Source organism: Serratia sp. NA_112.1 (assembly GCF_052691715.1).
The window spans coordinates 1-23,962 of record NZ_JBQZFO010000005.1; the positions used below are offsets into that span (position 1 = coordinate 1).

The window sequence follows — 23,962 nt, forward strand, 5'->3', positions numbered from 1 at the left end:
TATCGGCCTCTACTCGCTCTGGGCAGGAATGAGGTTTGTCATCAGTCTGACTCCCTCTCTGGAGAGAGGGCGTTCACACTGTTGAAGTTATTAAGCCGAGTTCAGCACAAATTGCAGCCCGCTAATCAGCTTATCCATGCCGGCCTCCACCTTGCTGCGTGGACAACCGACGTTCAGCCGCAGGAAGCCACGGCCTTCTTCGCCATAGGTGAAGCCTGGCATGATGGCGACCTTCTCCCGCTCGATCAGCACCTGTTGCAACTGTTGGTCGTCAATGCCCAACGGGCGCAGATCAATCCAGGCCAGGTAGGTGGATTGCGGCGGTTGCCAGCCCAGTTGCGGGAATGCCTGATGGAGCCTTTCAGCGACGTAGGTCAGGTTGTCCTGCAGGTAATCGCGCAGCGCGTCCAGCCAGGGTTCACCGTGGCGATAAGCGGCAATATGTGCCACTACCGCTAGCACCGCCGGGGAAGACAGCCCATCGCGCGCCTTGAGTTGCTGGCTGTAGGCATCGCGCGTCGCATCGTCGCTGATAAAACCGTAGGCCCCGGTCAGCGCCGGGATATTGAAGGTTTTGGAACCGGAAGTCAGAAGTGCCCAGGAGGTGGTAGCAACCTGGCTCCACGGCGTATGTTGCTGTTCACCCCACACCATATCCATATGGATCTCATCGCTGATTACCCGCACGTCGTGGCGTTCACACAGCTCGGCCATTTGCTGCAATTCCTCGGTGCGCCACACTTTACCGGTCGGGTTGTGCGGACTGCACAGCAACAGAATTTTGGTCTGCGGCCGCGCCAGTAATGCCTCCAGATGGGCCATATCACAACGCCAGTCGTTGCCGTGTTTTTGCAACGGGCAGGCCAGCAGTTGGCGCTGATTACCAAGGATCACCTTATAAAAAGCGTCATACGCCGGGGTGTGGGTGACCACGTATTCCCCCGGTGCTGACCACAGGCGGATTAACTGCGCTACCATGTAAATCACCGACGGACCATACACCGCCATTTGGGTGTTGATGAGGGTATCAAAGCGTTGTTGATACCATTGGCGCACCGCACCGAGGAAATCCTCATGTTGCCAGCGGCTATAACCCAGCACACCGTGCTGCAGGCGCTGTTGCAGCGCTTCGAGAATGCAGGGGGCGGTGGCGAAGTCCATATCGGAAATGGTGAACGGCAGTAGGTCATCGCTGCCAAAGCGGTCAGCGATATAATCCCATTGCGTGCACCAGGTGCCGTGCCGATCGACCGGGGTGGAAAAATCAAACATTTGACGCTCCCTGCAGGGCCGCAGCAGGAGGCGCTGCCGCTATCAGTGAGTCTAATTCATCTTTCACCGATTGCACCTGCGGACCGATAACCACCTGCAGATTGTGTTCGTTGAGGTGTACCACGCCGATGGCGCGATTGGCCTTCAGTGCGGCGTCATCAACCTTGCTCATGTCGTCGACCGACAGACGCAGACGGGTGATGCAGTTATCCAGCGAAACAATATTCTCACTGCCGCCCAGCGCCGCCAAAATGGCCGGTACGTTATAGCCGGATTTGCCGACCGGGCCTGCAGATGCGCTCTGGCTGGCAGCAGTTTCGCTCTCACGGCCCGGCGTTTTGATATTAAAGCGTTGGATGGAGAAGCGGAAAATAGCGTAGTAAGCGGCGAACCAAATGGCCGCGACGACGGGTACCAGATACCACTTGGTGGCGGTGCCATGCAGGATGCCGAACACCACGAAGTCGATGATATTGCCGTCGGTATTGCCGATGGTCACGCCCAGTAGCGCCATCACGGTGAAGCCCAGCCCGGTCAGGACAGCGTGAATCAGGTACAGGAAAGGCGCGACAAACAGGAACAGGAATTCGATCGGTTCGGTGGTGCCACCGACCACGCAAGCCACCACGCCGGAGATCAACAGCCCCTTAATCTTATGGCGATTTTCCGGCTTGGCGCAGTGGTACATCGCCAGCGCCGCCCCTGGCAGGCCGCCGAGGAATGCCGGCATCTTGCCCTGGGACAGGAAGCGGGTGGCGCTTTCGGCAAAGCCGGTGGTGGTCGGGCAAGAGAGTTGTGCTTGGAAAATGGTCAGCGCGCCGCTCACGCTATGGCCGCAAACGTCCAGCGTGCCGCCCGCTTCGGTAAAGCGGATCAGTGCCACCAGAATATGCTGCAAGCCAAAGGGCAGCAGCAGACGTTCACCGGTGCCAAACAGCATCGGGCCAAAGGCGCCGGCGCTGTTAATTACCCAGCCCAGACCGGTAATACCGGCGGCGAACCACGGCCAGATCAGCGGGATCACCAGACCACACAGGCCCAGCACCACCGTGGTGACGATCGGCACAAAGCGGGTACCGCCGAAAAATGCCAGCGCATCCGGCAGGCGAATGGTATGAAAACGCTCATGCAATTTATAAACGATAATCCCGACGATCACCGCCCCCAGAATGCCGGTATCAATCGACTGAATACCGAGGATGTTCTGGATATTGTTGGCTTTTAGCACCAGCGGATCGGTGGTGGGTAAAATGCCGGTGGTGGTCAGATAGAAGTTGGTGGCCAGATTCAGCACCGCAAAGCCGACAAAGCCGGAGAACGCGGCGACCCCTTTGTTTTCACGCGCCATGCCCAACGGAATGGCGATGGCGAACATCACCGGCAGGAAACTAAAGGCAAAGGAACCGATCTTGCTCATCCAGGTGAACAGCAACTGGAAGGCCGGGTGACCGATAAACGGTAACAGGGTGATGACATCACGGCTGCTTAGCGAACTGCCGATGCCCAGCATGATGCCGCAGAACGACAACAAGGCGACGGGCAGCATGAATGTTTTGCCCAGGCTCTGGAAAAACTCCCAAAGCGTGATTTTTTGTTTTTTAGATGCTGGCATAACCGGCGGCTCCTGGCGAAAAAACGTGCGAAAGTGGTGTGTACCCCTGTTAGGTAAAAATAAGATAAAACGTTTTACCTAGCAAAAATGCGCCGCTAATCACAATTTCAGCCTGCACTTTGCGGCGACAATGCTGATGCCAGTAAAACGTTTTACTGGTCAAACCGATTCGGTATACCATTTGCTGCAAGGTGCTCAATGCCCAGGATCGGGCTAGCAGAGGTTATGACCATCAAAAAGATCACCATCACCGATGTCGCACAACAGGCCGGCGTCTCCGTCACTACCGTTTCGCTGGTGCTGAGCGGCAAAGGGCGTATTTCACCCACCACCGTGGAACGGGTGAACCAGGCGATTGAGCGCCTTGGCTACGTACGTAACCGTCAGGCGGCAACGTTGCGTGGCGGGGAGTCGGGCGTGATTGGTTTGATCCTGCGTGATATTTGCGAGCCGTTTTATGCGGAAATGACCGCGGGTCTGAGCGAGGTGCTGGAGGCGCACGGCAAAGTGCTGTTCCTGACCCAAAGCGGTCGTGAAGGCAAAGGGCTGATGCGCTGTTTCGATACGCTGCTGGAGCACGGGGTCGACGGCATGGTGCTGGCGGGCGGCGTACGCTCGGCCGAGGGCCTGAAGGAAAAAGCCGCCGAACAGGGGGTGCCATTGGTGTGTGCAGCGCGCTCGAATGGGTTGGAAGGGGTTGATGTGGTGCGGCCGGACAATATGCAGGCGGCTAAAATGGCCACCGAATTTTTGATCAAACGCGGCCACAGCCAAATTGCTTATCTGGGAGGACAAAGCAGTTCGTTGACCCGCGCCGAACGGCTGGGGGGCTTTTGTGCCACGCTGGTGCAATATGGTCTGCCTTTCCGCTCCGACTGGATTGTCGAATGTGACTGCCATCAACGTGCGGCGGCGGAGGCGGCGGAAAACCTGCTACGGCAACATCCCAATATCAGCGCGCTGGTTTGCCACAAGGCTTCGGTGGCGCTGGGGGCCTATTTTGGCATTGTCCGCAGTGGGCGCAGCATCGGTTCTGATGGTGTGGATACCTACTACGGGCAACAGGTGGCGTTGATTGGTTTCGGCGACGTGCCAGAGGCCGAACTGACCGAGCCGCCGCTGACGCTGGTCTCCAGTTCCGCGCGCGAAGTGGGGCGCAGCGCCGCCTCACGCCTGCTGCAACGGATTGCCGACGCCGACTTACCACCGCAAAACGTGATTCTGCCGCCCTTGTTGATCAAGCGCGGCTCGGCCTGACCTCATTGTTGTTCATCAATGTTGTTCATCAGTGACCTGTTGCTGGATCCAACTGACAAACACTTTCATTGCCGGGGTCATATCACGTGATTTCAGATGGGTCAGCCAGTAGCCACCGAGATCCGCTTCAGCGCTGAACGGGCGCTGCAACAGACCTTCACGCAGCTCCCGAGCAAACATGCGCGCAGGGGCCAGCGCGACACCGCCGCTGTGGATCGCTCCTTCCACCATCAGTCGGGAAGAGTCGAACACCGGGCCGTTGATGCGCCATGGGGTTACCTGGGCGGCGGCAAACCAGCGTTCCCATTCGTCTTTACGGTAGCTGCGCATCAGCCGTTGGTGTTGCAGATCTTGCGGCGTGCGCAGCTGCCTGGCCACTTCCGGCGGGCAGAGCACCGTCAGCGGGGCATCAAACAGTTTGAGGTTGTGGGTCGCCGGCCAGCGGCCTTCGCCAAAACGGATAGCAAAGTCCATTCCGTCGGCGGACAAATTAACCAGGTTATTGTTGGTTAACACCCGCAGATCGATAAACGGATGCGATTCTCTGAAGTCTGCCAGACGGGGCATCAGCCAGCCGACGGCAAAGGTACCGACCACCGCGACCGTCAGCACCTCATGGAAATGCCCCCCCTCAAACTGTTGCAATACCGATTCAATGCGGTCGAAAGCGTCGGTCAATATCGGCAACAGTGCCTGTCCTTCTTCGGTCAAATCCAACCCACGCGGCAGACGGCGGAACAGCTGAATGCCCAGTTGCTGTTCCAGCATACGCACCTGCTGACTGACGGCAGCTTGGGTGACGCTCAACTCCAGCCCGGCGCGGGTAAAGTTCAGGTGACGGGCGGAGGATTCAAACGCCCGCAGGGCATTGAGGGGAAGTCGATTACGCATAAAGTTAGCCATAAGTTTTTCTTTATGCTGGCTGAAATTCTTATCGCTTGTCAACCCAAGGATAAACCCTGATATTTAGCCTGCTGGTGCGAAATCAACGCAGTCAGAAAAGGAATAACACCATCATCCAAGGATATCCTCGCGTCGACAGGCAATAAAATCTTTTGCCATCGGCCGATACCCTGCAACCCAAGAGCTTTCACATGACCAAAATAAATCGCCTGGCGGCCGCGTTGTTGGCCGCAATGATCCTGCCGGCAGGCCAGGCCGCCGACAAAGCCGATATTGACGCTATTATTCAGCCGCTGATGCAAAAATATGGCGTGCCCGGCATGGCTATCGCCGTGTCTGTGGATGGGAAACAGCAGTTTTATGATTATGGCGTGGCGTCCAAACAGACCGGCAAGCCAATCACCAATCAAACCTTGTTTGAAGTGGGCTCATTGAGCAAAACCTTCACCGCCACGCTGGCGGCCTACGCGCAAAATGAGGGCAAACTGTCGTTCGCCGAACCGGCCAGCCATTACCTGCCTGAACTGCGTGGCAGCGCCTTTGACCATGTCAGCTTGCTGAACCTGGCGACGCATACCTCCGGCTTGCCACTATTTGTCCCGGACGACGTGACCAATGACGCGCAATTGATGGCGTATTACAAAAAATGGCAGCCGCCACATGCCGTGGGGACCTATCGGGTTTATTCCAACCTGGGTATTGGCATGCTGGGGATGATCACCGCCAAAAGCCTGAACCAACCCTTTGCGCAGGCGATGGAAAAACAGCTGCTGCCGGCTTTGGGTATGAACCACAGCTACGTTAATGTTCCGGTTGCGCAGATGGATAATTACGCTCAGGGCTACAACAAGAAAGACCAACCGGTGCGAGTCACGCCTGGCCCGTTGGACGCAGAATCCTACGGCATCAAATCCAATGCCGAAGATCTGATCCGTTACCTTGAAGCCAACATGCAGGTAGCCAAAGTGGGGGATAAGTGGCGCAAGGCACTGGCGGCTACCCATACCGGTTACTACCGGGCCGGGGTGTTCACCCAGGATCTGATGTGGGAAAGCTACGCTTATCCGGTGGCATTGCCCAAGCTGACGGAAGGCAACAACGCCGGGATGATCATGAACGGCACTCCGGCCACCGTCATCACGCCGCCGCAGCAAGAGCAAAGCGCTGCCTGGTACAATAAAACCGGCTCGACCGGAGGGTTCTCCACCTACGCAGTATTCATCCCATCGAAGAAAATCGCCGTGGTGATGCTGGCCAACAAATGGTTCCCGAACGACGATCGGGTCGCGGCAACCTACCAGTTGGTACAGGCGTTGGATAAGCGTTAATTCATGCTTTCTCAGGGCGCTGTAATGGCGTCCTGAGAAGATAACTGTAGTGCCCGTTTTTCCCGTATGAAATCAACAAACACTCGCAGTTTGAGTGGCATATGCCGGCTGGCCGGGAAGTAGATGAAAAAACCGGGAAAATTACAGCGATATTCCGCCAGTATTTCCACCAGTTGCCCAGTGTCCAGCTCGCGTTGTACCGTGCTGACAAAACGTTGGGTGAGCCCCAGCCCCATCAACGCTGCATCCTTAATCAGCCTGTCTTCGTTGAATATCAGGTTACCGCTGACTTCCAGCGTGAGTTGCCCGCCTTCCTGCCGAAAATACCAGGGTTCAAACTTGCCGCTGCCGGGGAAACGATAGCGCAGGCAGTTGTGCGCGCTCAGTGCCTGTGGCGTTAATGGCGTGCCGTGCTGCGCCAGATAAGCGGGAGTGGCGATAATCACCCGCTGTTGGTCGTTGTCGATCGGCACCGCAACCATGTCTTTTTGCACCATGGCACGCATGCGAATACCGGCATCGAAACTGTCCAATACCAGATCGGAAAAATGGTCGTCGGTAAACAGCTCAAGCTGCACCTCGGGATAAAGCGCCTGAAATTCGGCCAGATAAGGCATCACCAACAGCGAAGCCGCTAACTGCGGCAGGGTGATGCGCAACAGACCAGAAGGGTGGCCGTGCAGGGTTCGAAGATCCTCTGCTGCCATGTCGATCTGGCCCATCGCCGGTGCTACCCGTTGGAAAAAGAGGCGGCCTTCATCGCTCAGTCGTACCGATCGGCTGGTACGGTTGAACAGCCGTACACCCAAGCGGGTTTCCAATGCCTGAATGTTTTGCGACACCGCAGGGGGGGTAACGCCCAGCTGATTTGCCGCCTGGGTAAAACTGCCCAGGCGGGCGACGGCTTCGAAGAACGGCAGTAACTGTAATAGTGAACTCATCTATCAGTAACCCCTGCTTAATGATTCGTTAAGTTATCGGGTATTTAATTTTATAATAATCGCTTTAAAGTGTTTTGATACCCCTTCAGAGAGTATCAAAGCATGACGACACTGAATCAGTCATTAGCAGAAAGAATACAGGCGGTCAGCCGGCAGGCGATTAGCGAAGAACGTATTGTCGGCAGCGTGGTGCTGGTGGCCCAGCACGGCAAGGTGATTTATGCCGAGGCCAGTGGTTACGCCGACCGTGAGCAACAGCGGCCGATGCGGCGCGAGACGCAGTTCCGGCTGTCATCGGTGTCCAAACCCTATATCACACTGGCGGCGATGCGCATGGTAGAACAGCACAAGCTGGGGCTGGATGATGAGGTCAGTCGCTGGCTCCCCTGGTTTACCCCGGTACTGGCCGATGGCCGCCAGCCAGAAATTAAAATCCGCCACTTGCTGAGCCATACTGCCGGGCTGGATTATCGCTTTACCCAGCCTGAGGATGGGCCGTATCAGCGGTTAGGGATTCAAGACGGGATGACATCGTCGTCGCTGACGCTGGAGCAGAATTTGCGTCTGCTGGCACAGGCGGAGCTGCTCGTGGAACCGGGCAGAGAGTTTCATTATTCACTGGCGATCGACGTGCTGGGTGCGGTGCTGGAGGTGGCGGCGGGTGAACCCTTGCCGCAGTTGTTCAATCGTTGGGTTGCGCAGCCTTTGGGGTTGGGGAATACCGGTTTTTACACCACCGACAGCGAAAACATGTCGACGGCTTATCAGGATACCACTGCCCGGCCGGAACCGATTTATGACGGTATGCAGTTGAAGCTACCTGAAGGTTTTGGTTTTGACATAGCATTATCCCCATCACGTGCATTTGACCCTCATGCCTATGCCTCCGGCGGGGCCGGTATGGTCGGTGATGCCGATGACGTGCTGCGACTGGTCGAAACGTTGCGCAATGGTGGAGAGGGAATGTTGCAACCGGCCACCGTCGAACTGATGCGGCAGGCGCATGTCGGGGCCGAAGCTGAAACTCAGGGGCCGGGCTGGGGCTTTGGTTTCGGCGGTGCGGTGCTGGTAGATGCTCAATTGGCGGCGACGCCACAGCACAAAGGCACCCTGCAGTGGGGAGGTGTTTATGGACACAGTTGGTTTTACGATCCGCAGGCGGCATTAAGCGTGGTGGCGCTGACCAATACGGCGTTTGAAGGCATGAGCGGGATCTATCCACAGCAGATACGCGATGCGGTGTACGGCGTTCAGGGATAAAAAAGGGGCCCGGCAAGCGGGCCCCGAGGGGAAATATTACTGGGCTGGTGCTGGAGCAGGGGCTGCGTCCGGAGCCGGCGTTTCGACCGGGCCAGGTGCCCCCAACAGGCCGAAGGTGCCGATGAACTCTTGCAGCGACATCTTGTTACCGTTCAGATCAACCTGGTTGTCGGCGTAATGGAAGCTGCTGCCGATCACCCCGTCTTTCAGGGTAGTCAGTTTGAACATCTGACCCATGGCCGCCAGACCCTGCACCTGCTGCTGTGCCAGTTTCTGTGCTTCTTCGGCGCTATAGCCTTGCAGTAACGCGGTTTGCGAAGTGGTTTCGGTCGCCATCGCCACTGGAATGCTCAGATTAGCGTCCAGTTTTTTCACTGAACGGGCAATCAGCTGATCCGGTGATTCTGCCGGGGAACCGACTTGCGCAGGATCGGTCAGGTCCAGGTTCAGGGTAAAGGTACTTTCGCCTTTACTGTTTTTCCAGCTCAGCGGTGCAATGCTGATGCTTGGGTTACCCTTCAACAGCAGCGGCAGGTTCTGCAGCAGGATATCGGTGGTTTGTTGCTGGTAGGCAACCGGATCCATGGTCTGCGCCTGTTGCAGCATCTGCATAGCCTGCTGGTTGTAACGGTCGGCAAACTCTTTCAGCGATTTGGCGTCCAGCTTGTTGATTTTCAGTGACAGTTTGCCAGAACCGAAGTCGCTGTTCTGGATCTTCAGCGCGTCCATGGTGTAATCAATCTGGCCATTCAGGTTAGTGTCTTTCTCACCGAATTGGCTCGCCAGCTTGAAGCCTTCCAGCGTCAGGGTCTCTTTACCGTCAACGGCAACCTTGATCTGTTTTATCTCCATGTTCTGGTTGCCCAGGCTGAGATCGAACTGCCCGGCGTGGGACTGGCTTTTCAGCGAGAAGCCCTGCAACTGAACCTGCTCGGTCTGACCAAACTGGTTCGGGCCGCTGATCACCGCGTTGTCGCTGTTGGCGTCCAGAGTGATGGCTTTCATATCGCGGGACACGTCGGCATTGATGGTCGCACCGCTAAATTTCAGCGAGGACTTGTCTTTCTGGTATTCCAGCGGGATCACGTTAATGGCTGACGAAGTATCACCACTGTAGGAGATGCGGGAATCGGCGGTGAACAGCGCTTTGCCCTTGGTGATTTCAAACAGGCCCTTGGTGGCTGGGGTATTTTCCAGTTCGGTATGCACCGACGCCATGCTTGGCAGCAGGTTGAATTTTTTCAACTGGGCAAACGGGAAGGGACCATGGTCGATGGTTTCCATAAACGCCACTTCATCACCGGCTTTCAGCGGAGCATCGTCGGTGGTGACGCTGCCATCGGCGCGCAGGACATAGCGAATTTTACTGCTGAAAATACCGCGTTGGTAATTTTCATAACCCAGTTTGACGCCGGCTTTCGGCAGATAGGCTTTCAGTTGGCTGTTGGCGTTATCAACCACTTCACCCATCCGTTGTTCGATCAGTTTGCCGGTGTACCAGGAAGCCCCAGTCCATGCTGCGCCAATAACCACAATGACGCCAACAGCGACTAACGATTTTTTCATAGTTCTGTTCATCCTTATTAAGCCATCTGTCTCAAACAGATGGATGGGCAAATTTGGGCCAATAAAAAAACGCCCGCAGGCGTTTAATTGTGAAGGTAAGCCACTCTTTCAGCAACCAATTTGCGGAAATTTACCGAGTGTTTACGACAACTGGTTATAAACGCGAGCGATTCGACCGCTGCCACTGACGCTGACCGGCGATTCGAACGCGCCGATAAAGCAGGATTCACCTGGCTTGAGCACCAGTTGCTGGTCCTGTTTGGTTAATACCGCTTCACCCTCAACGCAGAACACAATGGCTGCGCTATTTTGCGTCAGCGCCTGTGGGGCGGCGGAAAGGTCATGCAGTGAGAAAGCGAAGTCTTCCACCGGGATCGGGAAGAACAGTTCGTCACCGCGCTTTTGCGGCTGGGTCAGCAGGCCGGATGCCGGCTGTGGACGGAACTGCAGGTTGGCTAACAGTTCCGGAATATCGATGAATTTAGGTGTCAGACCGGCACGCAGCACGTTGTCCGAGTTGGCCATCACTTCCAGCGCCACGCCCTTCAGGTAGGCATGCGGTGTTTCGGCGTACAGGAACATCGCTTCACCCGGTTGGAGCTGCACCACGTTCAGCAGCAGCGGTGAGAACAGGCCGCTGTCGTCCGGATAAAAACCGGCGATAAAGCGGATGGTGTCCCAGGTTTCGCCCTGTTGGTTATTCAGCGCGGCTTTCAGCACGCCCAGCGCCAGCGATTTCTGCTCGCCGTTCATCGCCAGCAGGCTGGCAAACAGGGAAGACAGATGGCTGACATCCGGCTGTTGCAGGAAGGCGGCGATATCATGATGGGCACCGGCGATCGGCTGCAGCAGGGAAACAATGTCTGACAGTTCGCGGAAGCCATTCATCGCCAGGAAAGGCGTCAGGGCGAACACCAACTCCGGCTTGTGGTTAGGATCTTTATAGTTGCGTTCAGCTGCGTCCAGCGGAATACCGGCGGCGTTTTCTTTGGCAAAACCCGTTTCTGCTGCCGATTTGCTCGGGTGCACCTGAATCGATAGCGGTTGATCGGCACACAGCACCTTGAACAGAAACGGCAACTCACCGAAGCGGCGGGAAACGTCGGCACCCAGATGTTTGGGCTGATCTTCATCAATGACGTCGCGCAACGAGCGCAAATTGCCATCGGCACCGGCCACGCGGGAGCTGCTTTTCGGATGAGCGCCCATCCACAGCTCCGCCATTGGCTGCCCTTGTGGGTTGGCGATGCCATAAAGCCGGGTTAACGCGTCGTGGCTGCCCCATGCGTAGTTTTGCACTGCGTTGGTCATTTTTTGCATCTTGATAAACATCCTTTGCGTTCGCCGCCAGGGGCGGTAGTAGCTGACTGTTAAAAACCTTGTGCGCCTTATCCTACACGCGAACTGTGGCGTATACGCCGGACGCGAACAAACAAGTGGCCCAAGGCCGGCAAAGTATAACGTGATAGCAACCGGCGTCACAATTGTGCCCTCGGTTACAACAGAGCAAACGGAGTTTAAAAAAACGCCAATGCGTTTGCTGTTGAATATATCTTCTGGAGGAAAGTGCAGGTCTGAATATTTTGGCCCATATCACTACCGTATATTTCAAACTGTGTTTTTTGCATTTAATTATTACCGGCTGAATATATTTCTTATCATAATTATTCCGTTTCTATGGGCAACCACACGGCTAGCTAAATTTAATAGGCAGTGCCGCTATACAGGGCTCGTCTATAAACCCATTTGAATATTATTAATGATGAGGCGATGATGAAAAAATTGTTACTGGCCCTGTTGCTCTGTACTTCCGGTGCCAATGCGGCCGTGATGGTGACTCATGCCTATGGTTATGGGATTGCCCGGCCGGTGATCATAGCGCCACGTCCGGTGGTGGTAGTCACGCCGGTGCCAGTGGTGGTGTCTGCTGCGTCGGTGGTGGCAACATAGGTTGCTCACCCGGTTGCTGTAGGGGCAGGTGTCTATCGCCACAATGAACGTCAGGACGCTTATGATGAAATCAATCATCTACAGGACCAGAGAATTAATGCATATAATCAACATCACCATTAATCTTCTGACTGAAAATAAATAATCAGAGCGCCAGACGGCGCTTTTTTATTACCGACGTACATCGGGTAGACCAGAAAATTCACCAACCAATAATGGCCGTACAATAAACGGGGCATACGGAGGAAAAATGCTGTGAGCCAACTCTCTTAATGCGAATAGTTATTATGTCACTATACTGTTTGGGGTGTGCCGGCGGGCATGGGTGCGTTGGCGTAATCGTACATTTTTAGGAATTGTACTAAGGAGATCGTGATGGCAGCCGTTCGTATTGAAAAAGACTCTATGGGACCGATTGAAGTGCCGGCCGATCGGCTATGGGGAGCGCAAACTCAGCGTTCTTTGGAGCACTTCCGTATTTCTACTGAAAAGATGCCGACCGCCTTGATCCATGCGCTGGCGTTGACCAAACGCGCGGCGGCCAATGTGAATATGGACCTGGGGTTGCTGCCCGCCGAGCGTGCCAATGCCATTATCAGCGCCGCCGATGAAGTGCTGGCGAACCTGCATACTGAAGAATTCCCGTTGTCGATTTGGCAAACCGGCTCCGGTACCCAGACCAACATGAACATGAATGAAGTGCTGGCCAACCGCGCCAGTGAGCTGTTGGGCGGGCTGCGGGGCGAAGAGCGTCGGGTGCACCCGAACGACGACGTCAACAAGAGCCAGAGTTCCAACGACGTGTTCCCGACCGCGATGCACGTGGCCGCGGTGATCGCGGTGCGTGAGCATTTGATCCCCGAACTGAAAGTGCTGCATAAAACCCTGAGCGACAAGGCAGAGGCTTATCGCGATATCGTCAAAATTGGCCGTACCCATTTGCAGGACGCGACCCCGCTGACCCTCGGCCAGGAGATTTCCGGTTGGGCAGCCATGTTGGCGCATAACCTGCAGCATATTGAAGCCAGCATCCCGCATATCTGTGAACTGGCGCTGGGCGGTACCGCCGTGGGTACCGGTTTGAACACCCATCCGGAATACGCGGTTCGCGTTGCCAAAGCGCTGGCTGACCTGACCGGGCAGCCGTTCGTTACCGCGCCCAACAAATTTGAAGCGCTGGCCACCTGCGACGCATTGGTGCACGGCCACGGTACGCTGAAAGGGCTGGCGGCTTCGCTGATGAAAATTGCCAACGATGTACGCTGGTTATCCTCCGGCCCGCGTTGTGGAATCGGGGAAATTTCTATTCCGGAAAACGAACCGGGCAGTTCCATCATGCCGGGAAAGGTCAACCCAACCCAGTGCGAAGCGATGACCATGCTGTGCGCACAGGTGCTGGGCAATGACGTAGCGGTGAACATCGGCGGCGCTTCCGGCAACTTTGAGTTAAACGTGTTCCGGCCGATGGTGATCCACAACTATTTGCAATCCATTCGTCTGCTGGCTGACGGTATGCAGGGCTTTAATGAGCATTGTGCGGTGGGCATCGAACCTAACCGTGACCGCATCAGCCAGTTACTGAATGAGTCCTTGATGCTGGTGACCGCGCTCAATACCCATATTGGTTATGACAAAGCGGCAGAAATCGCCAAGAAAGCACACAAGGAAGGCCTGACGCTGAAAGCCTCGGCGCTGAAGCTGGGCTACCTGACCGAAGAAGAATTCGACCTGTGGGTACGCCCGGAAGACATGGTCGGTAGCATGAAAAAGTAATTGATTGCGTCAGCGGCAATGGGCTTACTTGGGTAAGCCCTTAGGTTGCTGACAAAGCAGGAAAAAGCGTGGTTTTTCCTGCTTTTTATTTATCGACCTCTACTCGCTCTGGGCAGGAATGAGGTTTGTCATCAGTCTGTGGGCTTACTTGGGTAAGCCCTTTTTTTGGAAAAAAATAAATGTCACGTACCGAGCGTTTACTCGACCTGATGCAGATCCTGCGACGGCATCGCTACCCGGTTGCCGGCCATGCGTTGGCGCAAGAAATGAATATCAGCATGCGTACGCTGTACCGCGATATCGCCACGCTGCAACAGCAAGGGGCTGAGATTGTCGGCGAGGCGGGGGTCGGTTATGTACTGCGGCCCGGGTTTATGTTGCCGCCACTGATGTTCTCGCAGCATGAAATAGAAGCGCTGGTGTTGGGAATGCGTTGGGTGGGGCGTCGTGGTGACAGCCAATTGGCCGGTGCGGCCAATAATGCTCTGGCCAAAATCGCCGACGTTCTGCCTGCTGCACTACGCAATGAGTTGGAGGCCAGCACGCTGCTGATTGGCCCGGTAGATCTGGTGAAGGTGGCAGACGAAACGCTGGTGCTGATCCGCGAGGTGATCCGCCAGGAACGCAAACTGGTGGTGGATTATTGCGATCGAGACGGTAACCCTAGCGAACGTATTCTCTGGCCCTTTGCTCTGGGTTATTTTGAACAGGCACGGATGTTGGTTGCCTGGTGTGAGCTGCGCCAGTCATTTCGCCATTTCCGCCTCGACCGTATCCGTCTGGCGACGCCGTTGGCGCAACGTTATCCCCGTGGCCGCCGTTCGCTGATGAAAGAGTGGCATGAGGTTCAGGACATTGCGCCACAATAATTCTTCGCTGCTGCCAAAAACTGTCAGTAGAGCGCTTTAGCCTTGGGTTATCGGGAGCCGGCCGGTTCCCCTCAGCCAAGAGGTTACAGCGATGACAACTCCAAACATGACCCTTCTTTATGTTGATAACCCAGAAAACAGCGCCGCTTTCTACCGTCGATTATTGGGGCAGCCACCGGTGGAGCTTTCGCCCACTTTCGCGCTGTTCGTCTTGAGCAACGGCCTAAAACTGGCTATGTGGTCGAAACATAGCGTCGAACCTGCCGCAGCGGCGACCGGTGGGGGCGGCGAAATCGGCTTTATGTGCGAATTGCCGCAGCAGGTGGACGTGCTCTATCAGCGGTGGTGCGAACAGGGGCTGAAGGTGATTCAGCCGCCAGTGATGCTGGACTTCGGCTATAGCTTCGTTGCCTGCGATCCGGATGGCCATCGTCTGCGGGTATACAGCCTCAGCGAGTAGGAACGTCGGTATATAAATGCAGCCGTTTGACCAGCAGCCGCAGCGGTCTGGCATCCGGCTTGTATTTATGTTTGACCGCCGCGACGTCGTAATTGAGTAATTCGCCAATCTTCGGTACCTGAGCACCGTTTTCTACCTGGCACAGGGCAATCAGCGGCAGTGGGCAGGGGTGTTGCACCTGTTTTTGCTGCGGCTGATACCACACCCGGGCGATGGGTTGCACTTTTACCGGCCGTTTGATTTTCAACACGGCCTGCTGTGGCAGGCGGCTGACGTCGTCGATCTCACGGCTGACCAGTTCGGCCCATTGCTCGCGATTATAGGGGGGCACGGCGCGTCCGGCCTTCAGGCTCTTTTCCAATTGAGCCAGAATGTCGTCGCGTTTCACGTTCTTGATAATGTGCTTGTTTGCCCAGCCAAAACGCACCGAGTCCGGATTGGTTAAAAGGGTGAGGGTACGATAGGCACTAAGGGTGATTAAGCCATGTAGATGAGTGTGGACAAAGTCAAAACGTTGCTCTGGTGCCAGGCCAGAGTCGACGGTGATGATCTGTTCCAGTTCGGCCTTCAGCTGGTTAATCAGGGCAATTTGCTGTTGCAGCGCCAGGTATTCAGGTTGTTCCACCGCCAGACAAATCACACCGGGCAGGCGCACAGCCGCTTTGCTACTGATGTTGTGCTTGTTGTGATGGATAAACAGCCGCTGATAGTGTTCCAGCGCCAAATCGCGAGCGGCCAGGCCAACATGCTGTTCGACGGCAATCTGCGCCACCGTGTCATGTTCCTTGCCTTTCTCGATTTCGGGCAGGCTAAACACCCGCCCAGCCAGCAAGTGCAATGGCTGGATCTGCTGGTGGAGACCCGTTAGCGCCTGTTCCAGTTCGCTGAAGCAAGCATTCATCCTACCGATTAAATCGTATTTATCCATCACGCGTTCCTATTTTAGTTACAACATACAATAAGAGGGTAATAAACGAAAGGGCAACATCAGCAACGGTGTTAACGGCAATACCGAGCTGTCCAGCCAGGCAGCGTTTTTAGGGGTGTTACCGCCTGCCTCTCGTGCAGGCGGTAAGGCAGGGATTAAACGCGGGTCGCTTCCGGCAGTTTCTTCAGGTAATGCACCACCAACAGGGCCAGCAACAGCATCACGCTGATAAAGGCCACCACGCCATTCCAGCCGAAACTGTGCCAGAACACGCCACCGAGGGTACCGGCGACGCTGGAACCCACGTAATAACAGAACAGGTAAAGTGAAGATGCCTGGCCCTTGGCGCGGCGCGCGCGGCGACCAATCCAACTGCTGGCAACCGAGTGGGCAGCAAAGAAACCGGCGGTGAACAGCATCATGCCGATAAAAATAACCGCTACCGGTGCCAGTGCGGTAATCAGGATCCCGATCAGCATTATCAGGGTCGACGCCAACAGCACCGGCCCGCGGCCGAAACGTGAGGTCATAGCACCGGCTTTCGGCGAACTGTAAGAACCGGTCAGGTATACCACCGACAGCAGACCTACTATCGCCTGGCTGAGGTGATAAGGCTCCGACAGCAGGCGGTAGCCAATATAGTTGAACATGGTGACAAAACTGCCCATCAGCAGAAAACCTTCGGCAAACAGCAGCGGTAAGCCTTTGTCGTGCCAATGCAGGCGGAAGTTTATAAGCAGGGTGCGCGGACGCAATGAACTGGCACGAAAATGTTTTGATTCGGGCAAAATGCGCCAAAACATGCAGGCCGCGGCCAGCGCGAACAGACCGATCACCGCCAGCGATACCCGCCAGGAGAAGAAGTCGGTTAGCACCCCCGTCACCAGGCGGCCGCTCATACCGCCGATGGAGTTACCGCTGATATACAGTCCCATCGAAAAGGCGACAAAACTGGGATGGATCTCTTCGCTCAGGTAGGTCATGCCAACGGCGGCGACGCCACTTAACGAAAGGCCAATCAGTGCGCGCATCAGCAGAATGCCATGCCAACTGGTCATAAAGGCGCAAATCAGGGTGCAAATAGCCGCCAGCAGCAGCGCCACTACCATCACTGATTTACGGCCGATGGCGTCGGACAGCGGGCCGGTAAACATCAGACCGATCGCCAATAGCCCGGTAGAAACCGACAGCGACAGACTGCTTTGTGCCGGGGAGATGCCGAAGTCCTGAGACAGAACTGGCAGGATAGGTTGCACGCAATACAGCAAGGCGAAAGTGGCAAGGCCGGCGGAAAATAACGCCAGAGTGACGCGCATAAACTGCGGTGTTCCGCGTTCGATGTAGGGAAGTTTGTTAAGGGTGGAACGTTGGGTTTTTGGCGCAGTGGCCGCGTTATCGTTGGCGGCCCGCGTCGACGGCATATCGGCCGCAGAGCGCACAGGGGTTGTCACAGTCTTTCCTTACCGAACATCGGGTATATATCAACACATTATGAATTAACAAAATCATAGGGAGAGGGCAGTTTTTTGTCTAATATATTAATAATTAAAATTGAGATGTTTAAAGTATGAATATCGAATTGAGGCATCTGCGTTATTTTGTCGCCGTGGCGGAAGAGTTGCATTTTGGTCGTGCCGCAGAACGTCTGCGTATTTCTCAGCCGCCGCTCAGCCAGCAAATCCAGGCGCTGGAGGAAATGGTCGGCGCACGCCTGCTGGCGCGCAACAACCGCAATGTCAGCCTGACCCAGGCGGGGGAATTGTTTCTGAAAGAGACCTATCAGGTGCTCGATCAGGTGAATCGCGCTGCCGAGAAAGCAGCACGGTTGGAACGTGGCGAACTGGGCGAATTGACCATAGGTTTCACCTCGTCGGCCCCCTTTATCAGCGTGGTATCGCGCAGTCTGCGAGCTTTTCGTCAGCAGCACTCACAGGTGCATATCAAGATGCGTGAAGTGAACACCAAGCAGCAGATTGAACCCTTACTCAATGGCGAGCTGGATCTGGGCGTGATGCGCAACACCCGCTTACCGGACGTGTTAAAGCATCAGCTTTTACTGTGTGAACCCCTGGTGGCGGTGGTACCGGAAGGGCATCCGTTAACCCATGTGGCACCCGGTACGTTACGCTTCCACCATCTGGCGGAAGAACCTTTTGTTTTTTTCTCCCGTGAAGTGGGAACCGCGCTGCATGACGAGATTTTGTCGCTGTTGGCCAAAGCGGGGATCACCCCTTATATCACCCAGGAAGTCGGTGAGGCGATGACCATTATCGGCCTGGTTTCCTCCGGATTGGGCATCTCGATTCTGCCGGCGTCTTTCGCACGGGTTAAAATCGACGGGGTGCAATATTTACTGCTGGCGGAACCTGAGGCGACGACCGAAGTTTGGTTGGTACATCATCGCCAACGCCCCCTGACAGCTGCGGCCAAGTCCCTGATGGCGTTACTGTTACCCTGAAAGCCAACTGGGTAAATAAAACGCAATCCGCAGGCAAAGTAGGGTGAATTTGTGCAGCAAATCACATAACGAATCAAATAGTTGACGCTGTATTACAAAAGCCCCACCATAGCCGATAGTCTTTATTTAGAAGCGCGAAAAATAGTAGGAGCAGGTTTGTGATTGCGGTTGGGCAGCCTGGGCATATCGATCAAATCAAGCAAACAAATGCAGGGGCAGTTTATCGGCTAATCGATCAACTGGGCCCAATTTCGCGCATCGAACTGTCAAAACGGGCGCAGCTCGCTCCCGCCAGTATCACCAAAATCGTCCGTGAACTGCTGGAAGCCCATCTGGTTAAAGAAACCGAGTTCCAGGAAGTCGGCAGCCGTGGTCGTCCGGCGGTTGGGCTGGTGCTGGACACCGAAGCCTGGCACTACCTTTCCGCCCGTATCAGCCGTGGCACCATTACGCTGGCGCTGCGCGATATCAGCAGCAAACTGGTGGTGGAGGAGTTGTTGCCACTGGCCGCTGAACACCCCGACCCACTGTTAAAACGCATTCTTGCTGAAGTCGACCAGTTCTTTATCCGCCATCAAAGCAAGCTTGAACGCCTGACGGCGATCGCCATTACGCTGCCGGGCATGGTTGACGCGATTTCCGGCGTGGTACACCGTATGCCGTTTTACGATGTCGAAGATATGCCATTAGGCCCGGCGTTGGAAACGCGTACCGGTCTGCCGGTTTACCTGCAACACGACATCAGCGCCTGGACCATGGCCGAAGCCTTATACGGCGCTTCGCGCGGCAGCCAAAACGTGATTCAGGTGGTGATCGACCACAACGTTGGCGCTGGGGTGATCACCGGTGGCAGGGTGCTGCATGCCGGTAGCCGCAGCGTGGTCGAGATTGGCCATACCCAGGTCGATCCTTACGGCAAACGCTGTTACTGCGGCAATCACGGTTGCTTGGAAACCGTCGCCAGCATCGAAAATATGCTGGAAATTGCTCGTGCGCGCCTCGGAAGCTCAATGAGCTCCAGCCTGCACGGGGCACCGTTGACGGTCGAGTCTCTGTGTGATGCGGCGCTGGCGGGCGACCAACTGGCGAAAGACATTATCCTTGGGGTGGGGCACAGCGTGGGCCGCATCCTGGCGATCATGGTTAACCTGTTCAATCCGGAAAAAATCCTGGTCGGTTCCCCGCTGAACCGGGCGGCAGAAATTCTACATCCGGCCATTGCCTCCTGTATACGTCAGCAATCGCTACCGGCCTACAGTGAGCAGATTCAGGTGGAGCCCACTCAGTTCTTCAATAAAGGCACCATGCCCGGCGCGGCACTGGTGAAAGAAGCGTTATACAATGGTTCGCTGCTGGTGCAGTTGCTGCAAGGGTAGGCTGCGCCCCAAAAAGCCGTACTCTGCGTTGTCGGCCTTGAACGTAGACCCGCTATGCCCAGCATCCTCCGCCTTGATTACGGTTTTTTGGGGCTGCGACGGTGCCACGGTCAATCATGGGGCACAGCCTTTCACCAATCAGTAATTCTTATCGTTTAACGACAAAAGGTTGAGCTACCTCAAGCCCCGTCTCCCCGGCATCCTCTAGACTTTTCCCGTTCGTCGCTTTCGCCACATTCTTGGCGACTTTTTGGTTAACGGTGCATCTCGGGGCAATTAATTCATGTTAACGCGTTTATTTGTTACAGGTACGGATACCGATGTCGGTAAAACCGTGGTTTCCCGCGCTTTATTACAGGCGCTTGCTGCGCAGGGCCGTTCTGTGGCCGGCTACAAACCTGTCGCTACGCGCTGTCAGGAAACCAGCGAAGGCCTTCGCAATAAAGACGCTTTGGTGTTGCAGGCATCTTCGACCATGGCGCTGTCGTACCAGGAAATTAATCCCATTACCTGTCTGGAAGAGGTCTTTCACGCGCAATCTACCAAGGATACCGACTACGGCGTGATGAGCAGTGGGCTACAACATTTGTTCACCAAAGCCGATACCGTGGTGGTAGAAGGGAGCGGCGGCTGGCGCGTATTGATGAACGATATGCGGCCTTACGCCGAATGGGTCATTCAGGAACAACTGCCGGTGGTGCTGGTGGTGGGGATCAAACTGGGCTGCGTCAGCCACGCTTTATTAACGGCGCAGGCGATCATAAATGACGGTTTGCCGCTGCTGGGCTGGGTTGCGAACCGCATCAATCCGGGGCTGGCACACTACGCCGAAACTATCGATGCGATGCAGCAACGCATTCCTGCGCCGCTGCTGGGTGAAATCCCTTATCTGCCACGTGCCGAACAGCGTGAACTGGCGCGCTATCTGGATATCTCGCCACTGCTAAACCGCTAGGCATTGTGATAGACCGACACCGAACGTAAGCCGCGTGAGACGGTGGTGGCGATCACACAGGCCAACAAAATACCCGGTAGCAGGGTATATTCCCCGGTCATTTCGAACACCATCAGCGCTGCCATAATCGGCGCGTGGGTGGTGGCCGCCAACAGCGTTGCCATGCCGGTTAACGCCATCAGAATCGGTACCGCACTGCCCAGCTCCGGCCAGATGGTGCAGAGTTGCCCAACTAGCGAGCCGAGCGCCGCCCCGACAAACAACGTTGGCGTGAACACACCGCCAGGCGCACCGGAGCCACTGCTGGCGAGCACCGCCAGCAACTTGCAGATCAGAATGGCGCCTACCAGCAATACGCCGGGCGGCGCACTGAGCAGCGACTGCACCACGCTGTAGCCATTGCCCCATACCTCAGGAAACAGCAGCGACAGCAGCCCGACAATCAGTCCACCTAATGCCAATTGCAGCGGCGGTTTTAGCCGTAGCGAACGGAATGCACGACCGGAAGAAGACATTGCCCACAGGAACAACGGGCCACAGACCCCGGCCAAAACGCCGAGTAGCGCCATCAACAGATATTGCACCGGCCAAGGGGCAGGCAGCGGTTCTACCAGATACAGCGGCGCCTGACCGCCGTTGAGCAAATTGGTCACCAGCAGGGCGCTGACGGCGGCAATCACCACCGGCCCCAATGAGGCCAGCATCAGGGTGCCAAACAGAATTTCGGCGATAAACAGACTGCCGGCCAATGGGGCATGATAAGCGCTGGCCATACCGGCTGCGGCACCGCAGGCCACCCACAGCTTCCACTCTTTCTCATGGGTGAAGCGCTGGGCAAAGACGGAGCCTACCAATGCCGCCAGCAGGATCATCGCGCCTTCGCGGCCGATAGCGCTGCCGCTGGAGACCACCAGCAGTGAGGCCAGGCATTTCACCAGGCTGGCGCTAACGTCCAGGCGGCCATCACCGGTTTCAATCGCTTCCATATAGTCGGTTGGGGCAACCTGTCGCTGGTGCTGATAGCGCTGATAAACCCACAATAACAGGCCGGCCGCCAGCCCACCCAACGCCGGGGTTAACGCTCTACGCCAGCCAGGTAACGCAGCGGCGGCGGCCACCAGGCTACCTTCTTCGTGATCGAGCAGTAACCATTCCAGCCCGAGCATCGCTCGGTGAAACAGCCAGACCACCAACGCAGCGGCAATACCAAGAAAGATGGCGATAAACAGGCGGCGCAGCAGGGCGCGATAGTGGTGCAGGTGGACCAATCGTTTCATGCGTCAGTAAAATCGTGAGAAAAATGAAAGGTTCAGCTGAACATTGTGCTTGCCGGCCCGGCCGAAGGCCAGTGAATATTTACAGATTCGCCAGCAGCATCGCGGTTTGCTCGTTGCGGCGAGCCACGAGTGGAATTTTTGTTACACCGTCACGCTTAGTTCAAATGGTGCGTTTATCGCCTGTAAAAACAGGGAAATAGACACCGGTAACGGAAAGCTCTAATTCGGCTGGTATAATTTAAGGCAAACAAGAATCCACGGTTTGTAATAACGCTATGACAAATAACGACACACCTGCTCCAATCGCTCATCGCCCCTTAATCCTGATTGCCTGCATGTTGGCGATGTTCATGTCGGCCATAGAGGCGACCATTGTCGCCACGGCGATGCCAACCATCATCGGCGATCTTGGCGGCTTTTCCCTGCTGGGTTGGGTATTCGCGGTCTATCTTTTGGCGCAGGCCATCACCATTCCCATTTATGGTCGGTTGGCGGACCTGCTGGGGCGCAAACGGGTGTTTTTCTTTGGCGCGTCGTTGTTTTTACTGGGGTCGGTACTGTGCGGTTTCTCGCCGAACATGTACTGGCTGATTGGTTTTCGGCTGTTGCAGGGGCTGGGGGCCGGGGCGATTATGCCAACAGCGACCACCATTATTGGTGATATCTACAGCCCTACCGAGCGGCCCAAGGTGATGGGCTATATTTCCAGCGTTTGGGGTGTATCAGCGATTATTGGGCCGTTGCTGGGGGCGTTTATCGTCCAGCACTTGCCCTGGGCGCTGGTATTCTGGGTCAACTTGCCGATCGGTCTGCTGGCGATGTTTTTCCTGGCTCGTTATCTGCCTTCTCGCCAACAGGTGCGTAAACACGCGCTAGATCTGGCGGGGACCGCCTGGCTGACGCTGTTTGTTACCGCGCTGTTGCTGTCACTGCTGCAGGCCGAAAACCTCGGTTGGTGGGTGCTGCCGTTGTTGGCGTTGGCGGCCGTTTCGCTGAGGTTGCTGATCCGTCAGGAACGGCGAGCGCCGGAGCCACTGTTTCCGTTGGCGTTATGGCAAAGCCGGGTGATTGTCGCCGGTAATATTGGCGGTCTGGTGATTGGCGCGGCGATGATGGGTATCAGTGCCTTTCTGCCGACCTTTATTCAGGGCGTGATGGGCGGAACCCCTTTGGAAGCCGGTACCACGCTGGCGCTGATGTCGATTGGCTGGCCGTTGGCCAGTACCTTCAGCGGCCGACTGATGCTGATGACGTCTTATCGCACCACGGCGCTACTGGGGGCGTTGTTATTACTGGCCGGCGGCCTGATTCTGTTGTTGCTGCAGCCGACCAGCGGCTTATTGTGGGGACGGGTAGCGGCGTTTATGGTCGGTGCCGGTATGGGGTTATGCAACACCACGTTTCTGGTTTCGGTGCAGAACGCGGCTCACCACAGTATCCGTGGCATTGCCACCGCCTGCACGGTGTTTACCCGGATGATGGGCTCGGCCATTGGTACTGCTATTTTAGGTGCGACGCTGAATATCAACCTGCAGCTTCGTTTGCCGCAAACGACCGATCCGGTACAGCAATTGATGGAACCGGCTGCGCGTACTGCGATGACGCCAGAGCTACTGGCGAACATGACGCAGCAGGTTGCCGCTTCGTTGCATTGGGTGTTTTTGGTTTCCGCACTGTTGTCATTGCTGGCACTGGCGGCGGCGATGCTGATCCCTGCGCGGCACAGACCACAGGGTGAAGGAGAAGAGGCAGAACAGGCTTAAAGGGGAAGGGCGCA

General features: G+C 56.0%; 20 protein-coding genes. 11 read left to right on the forward strand and 9 right to left on the reverse strand.

Features of this window, described 5'->3' with window-relative positions:
* Positions 1 to 90: 90 nt before the first annotated feature.
* Both ACUTQ5_RS12310 and malX read right to left on the reverse strand, forming a co-directional pair.
* Positions 91 to 1,272, reverse strand: coding sequence for a MalY/PatB family protein (locus tag ACUTQ5_RS12310; RefSeq protein WP_445651473.1), 1,182 nt, complete (start codon positions 1,270 to 1,272; stop codon positions 91 to 93).
* The gene (malX, locus tag ACUTQ5_RS12315) at positions 1,265 to 2,884 is read right to left on the reverse strand and encodes a maltose/glucose-specific PTS transporter subunit IIBC (RefSeq protein ID WP_445651474.1); all 1,620 of its coding nucleotides are present in this window, start codon (positions 2,882 to 2,884) and stop codon (positions 1,265 to 1,267) included. Before malX ends, ACUTQ5_RS12310 begins: the two co-directional genes overlap by 8 nt.
* A gap of 225 nt (positions 2,885 to 3,109) precedes the next feature.
* Here malX and ACUTQ5_RS12320 point away from each other — a divergent pair, with 225 nt between their 5' ends.
* Complete coding sequence (locus tag ACUTQ5_RS12320) at positions 3,110 to 4,141, forward strand: Mal regulon transcriptional regulator MalI (RefSeq protein ID WP_445651475.1); 1,032 nt, start codon at positions 3,110 to 3,112, stop codon at positions 4,139 to 4,141.
* A 15-nt stretch (positions 4,142 to 4,156) separates the two neighbouring features.
* Here the strand turns inward: ACUTQ5_RS12320 and ACUTQ5_RS12325 are convergent, their stop codons facing one another.
* A complete protein-coding gene (locus tag ACUTQ5_RS12325; protein WP_445651476.1) occupies positions 4,157 to 5,044 on the reverse strand; it encodes a LysR substrate-binding domain-containing protein in 888 nt (295 codons plus the stop codon).
* A gap of 191 nt (positions 5,045 to 5,235) precedes the next feature.
* On the opposite strand from ACUTQ5_RS12325, the gene ampC reads away from it, so the two are divergent.
* Entirely contained in the window at positions 5,236 to 6,372 is a 1,137-nt protein-coding gene (gene ampC, locus ACUTQ5_RS12330) for a class C beta-lactamase (RefSeq protein ID WP_445651477.1), read from the forward strand.
* 11 nt (positions 6,373 to 6,383) lie between these two features.
* Here ampC and ACUTQ5_RS12335 read toward each other — a convergent pair whose 3' ends face one another.
* Positions 6,384 to 7,313, reverse strand: coding sequence for a LysR family transcriptional regulator (locus ACUTQ5_RS12335; protein WP_445651478.1), 930 nt, complete (start codon positions 7,311 to 7,313; stop codon positions 6,384 to 6,386).
* 102 nt (positions 7,314 to 7,415) lie between these two features.
* On the opposite strand from ACUTQ5_RS12335, the gene ACUTQ5_RS12340 reads away from it, so the two are divergent.
* Positions 7,416 to 8,573 (forward strand): serine hydrolase domain-containing protein, encoded by a 1,158-nt coding sequence (locus ACUTQ5_RS12340; protein WP_445651479.1) that lies wholly within the window; start codon positions 7,416 to 7,418, stop codon positions 8,571 to 8,573.
* 36 nt (positions 8,574 to 8,609) lie between these two features.
* Here the strand turns inward: ACUTQ5_RS12340 and ACUTQ5_RS12345 are convergent, their stop codons facing one another.
* Positions 8,610 to 10,139: a YdgA family protein gene (locus tag ACUTQ5_RS12345; RefSeq protein ID WP_445651480.1), complete on the reverse strand. Its 1,530-nt coding sequence runs from the start codon at positions 10,137 to 10,139 to the stop codon at positions 8,610 to 8,612.
* A 141-nt stretch (positions 10,140 to 10,280) separates the two neighbouring features.
* Entirely contained in the window at positions 10,281 to 11,459 is a 1,179-nt protein-coding gene (gene manA, locus ACUTQ5_RS12350; protein WP_445651481.1) for a mannose-6-phosphate isomerase, read from the reverse strand.
* Positions 11,460 to 11,909: 450 nt separating this feature from the next.
* Between manA and ACUTQ5_RS12355 the strand changes: the two genes are divergently transcribed.
* From ACUTQ5_RS12355 to ACUTQ5_RS12370, 4 genes are all read left to right on the forward strand, one after another.
* Positions 11,910 to 12,089 (forward strand): hypothetical protein, encoded by a 180-nt coding sequence (locus ACUTQ5_RS12355; protein WP_445651482.1) that lies wholly within the window; start codon positions 11,910 to 11,912, stop codon positions 12,087 to 12,089.
* A 375-nt stretch (positions 12,090 to 12,464) separates the two neighbouring features.
* On the forward strand, positions 12,465 to 13,862 hold the full coding sequence (fumC, locus tag ACUTQ5_RS12360; RefSeq protein WP_445651483.1) for a class II fumarate hydratase: 1,398 nt from the start codon (positions 12,465 to 12,467) through the stop codon (positions 13,860 to 13,862).
* Between the two features lie 179 nt (positions 13,863 to 14,041).
* The gene (locus ACUTQ5_RS12365; protein WP_445651484.1) at positions 14,042 to 14,731 is read left to right on the forward strand and encodes a helix-turn-helix transcriptional regulator; all 690 of its coding nucleotides are present in this window, start codon (positions 14,042 to 14,044) and stop codon (positions 14,729 to 14,731) included.
* A 91-nt stretch (positions 14,732 to 14,822) separates the two neighbouring features.
* Complete coding sequence (locus tag ACUTQ5_RS12370; protein WP_445651485.1) at positions 14,823 to 15,191, forward strand: VOC family protein; 369 nt, start codon at positions 14,823 to 14,825, stop codon at positions 15,189 to 15,191.
* On the opposite strand, the gene tus is transcribed toward ACUTQ5_RS12370, so the two are convergent.
* Entirely contained in the window at positions 15,181 to 16,119 is a 939-nt protein-coding gene (tus, locus tag ACUTQ5_RS12375) for a DNA replication terminus site-binding protein (protein WP_445651486.1), read from the reverse strand. The two genes, ACUTQ5_RS12370 and tus, sit on opposite strands and share 11 nt — an antisense overlap.
* A 155-nt stretch (positions 16,120 to 16,274) precedes the next feature.
* Entirely contained in the window at positions 16,275 to 17,540 is a 1,266-nt protein-coding gene (locus tag ACUTQ5_RS12380; RefSeq protein WP_445651681.1) for an MFS transporter, read from the reverse strand.
* 146 nt (positions 17,541 to 17,686) lie between these two features.
* Between ACUTQ5_RS12380 and ACUTQ5_RS12385 the strand changes: the two genes are divergently transcribed.
* From ACUTQ5_RS12385 to bioD, 3 genes are all read left to right on the forward strand, one after another.
* Positions 17,687 to 18,577: a LysR substrate-binding domain-containing protein gene (locus ACUTQ5_RS12385; RefSeq protein WP_445651487.1), complete on the forward strand. Its 891-nt coding sequence runs from the start codon at positions 17,687 to 17,689 to the stop codon at positions 18,575 to 18,577.
* A 158-nt stretch (positions 18,578 to 18,735) separates the two neighbouring features.
* On the forward strand, positions 18,736 to 19,953 hold the full coding sequence (gene mlc / locus ACUTQ5_RS12390; protein ID WP_445651488.1) for a sugar metabolism global transcriptional regulator Mlc: 1,218 nt from the start codon (positions 18,736 to 18,738) through the stop codon (positions 19,951 to 19,953).
* Between the two features lie 283 nt (positions 19,954 to 20,236).
* The gene (gene bioD, locus ACUTQ5_RS12395; RefSeq protein ID WP_445651489.1) at positions 20,237 to 20,908 is read left to right on the forward strand and encodes a dethiobiotin synthase; all 672 of its coding nucleotides are present in this window, start codon (positions 20,237 to 20,239) and stop codon (positions 20,906 to 20,908) included.
* Here bioD and clcB read toward each other — a convergent pair.
* Positions 20,905 to 22,185 carry a voltage-gated ClC-type chloride channel ClcB gene (clcB, locus tag ACUTQ5_RS12400; RefSeq protein ID WP_445651490.1) on the reverse strand — a complete coding sequence of 427 codons (1,281 nt, stop codon included), beginning with the start codon at positions 22,183 to 22,185 and terminating at the stop codon, positions 20,905 to 20,907. The two genes, bioD and clcB, sit on opposite strands and share 4 nt — an antisense overlap.
* Positions 22,186 to 22,460: 275 nt before the next feature.
* Here clcB and ACUTQ5_RS12405 point away from each other — a divergent pair, with 275 nt between their 5' ends.
* Entirely contained in the window at positions 22,461 to 23,948 is a 1,488-nt protein-coding gene (locus ACUTQ5_RS12405) for an MDR family MFS transporter (protein WP_445651491.1), read from the forward strand.
* Positions 23,949 to 23,962: the final 14 nt, after the last annotated feature.

Excerpts from the sequence above, each read along its gene's own strand:
- ACUTQ5_RS12380 (WP_445651681.1), bottom strand. The coding sequence starts at position 17,540 with ATGCCGTCGACGCGGGCCGCCAACGATAACGCGGCCACTGCGCCAAAA.
- ACUTQ5_RS12370 (WP_445651485.1), top strand. The coding sequence starts at position 14,823 with ATGACAACTCCAAACATGACCCTTCTTTATGTTGATAACCCAGAAAAC.
- ACUTQ5_RS12335 (WP_445651478.1), bottom strand. The coding sequence starts at position 7,313 with ATGAGTTCACTATTACAGTTACTGCCGTTCTTCGAAGCCGTCGCCCGC.
- bioD (WP_445651489.1), top strand. The coding sequence starts at position 20,237 with ATGTTAACGCGTTTATTTGTTACAGGTACGGATACCGATGTCGGTAAA.
- ACUTQ5_RS12365 (WP_445651484.1), top strand. The coding sequence starts at position 14,042 with ATGTCACGTACCGAGCGTTTACTCGACCTGATGCAGATCCTGCGACGG.
- fumC (WP_445651483.1), top strand. The coding sequence starts at position 12,465 with ATGGCAGCCGTTCGTATTGAAAAAGACTCTATGGGACCGATTGAAGTG.
- ACUTQ5_RS12405 (WP_445651491.1), top strand. The coding sequence starts at position 22,461 with ATGACAAATAACGACACACCTGCTCCAATCGCTCATCGCCCCTTAATC.
- malX (WP_445651474.1), bottom strand. The coding sequence starts at position 2,884 with ATGCCAGCATCTAAAAAACAAAAAATCACGCTTTGGGAGTTTTTCCAG.
- ACUTQ5_RS12385 (WP_445651487.1), top strand. The coding sequence starts at position 17,687 with ATGAATATCGAATTGAGGCATCTGCGTTATTTTGTCGCCGTGGCGGAA.
- ACUTQ5_RS12320 (WP_445651475.1), top strand. The coding sequence starts at position 3,110 with ATGACCATCAAAAAGATCACCATCACCGATGTCGCACAACAGGCCGGC.
- ACUTQ5_RS12345 (WP_445651480.1), bottom strand. The coding sequence starts at position 10,139 with ATGAAAAAATCGTTAGTCGCTGTTGGCGTCATTGTGGTTATTGGCGCA.
- clcB (WP_445651490.1), bottom strand. The coding sequence starts at position 22,185 with ATGAAACGATTGGTCCACCTGCACCACTATCGCGCCCTGCTGCGCCGC.
- tus (WP_445651486.1), bottom strand. The coding sequence starts at position 16,119 with ATGGATAAATACGATTTAATCGGTAGGATGAATGCTTGCTTCAGCGAA.
- ACUTQ5_RS12355 (WP_445651482.1), top strand. The coding sequence starts at position 11,910 with ATGATGAAAAAATTGTTACTGGCCCTGTTGCTCTGTACTTCCGGTGCC.
- ACUTQ5_RS12310 (WP_445651473.1), bottom strand. The coding sequence starts at position 1,272 with ATGTTTGATTTTTCCACCCCGGTCGATCGGCACGGCACCTGGTGCACG.
- ACUTQ5_RS12325 (WP_445651476.1), bottom strand. The coding sequence starts at position 5,044 with ATGGCTAACTTTATGCGTAATCGACTTCCCCTCAATGCCCTGCGGGCG.
- ACUTQ5_RS12340 (WP_445651479.1), top strand. The coding sequence starts at position 7,416 with ATGACGACACTGAATCAGTCATTAGCAGAAAGAATACAGGCGGTCAGC.
- manA (WP_445651481.1), bottom strand. The coding sequence starts at position 11,459 with ATGCAAAAAATGACCAACGCAGTGCAAAACTACGCATGGGGCAGCCAC.
- ampC (WP_445651477.1), top strand. The coding sequence starts at position 5,236 with ATGACCAAAATAAATCGCCTGGCGGCCGCGTTGTTGGCCGCAATGATC.